Genomic DNA, 306 nt, shown 5'->3' with positions numbered 1-306 from the left:
GCAAGAGGCCCAGGTAAATTGCCATCCCAACACCGATCCCGACAATCGTTTCTCCCGCTCCGAGCAAACGGGGGGAAAAATGGGATCGAAGCAGATACCCGGTTGTTTCCGTTGCGCCCCAGGCCAGCAGCAGCATCACATTGGCTATCACCAGCGGATAGACCATGTCGAAACGCCAGTTGATCTCCACCCGGACCATCCGCCTGATTACCCGCATATTGAGCAGCCAGACGAAAGCAGTGGCGCAAAGCCAGGAAACGGAAAGCCAGTCCATTCCGAGCAGCGATGTGAACAGCAGCGTGGTTA

Annotated in this window: 1 protein-coding gene; it reads right to left on the bottom strand. The window is 56.5% G+C overall.

Translation table 11 applies throughout. The annotated features are described in order from the left end of the window. Positions 1-306 (bottom strand): polysaccharide biosynthesis C-terminal domain-containing protein (locus MXD62_RS08240; RefSeq protein WP_248828808.1); only part of this gene is annotated, 306 nt, incomplete at both ends.

Origin of the sequence: Frankia sp. Mgl5 (assembly GCF_023242985.1) — a bacterium.
GTDB classification, from domain to species: Bacteria; Actinomycetota; Actinomycetes; order Frankiales; family Frankiaceae; genus Parafrankia; species Parafrankia soli.
This window is presented reverse-complemented; position numbering and strand designations above follow the sequence as displayed.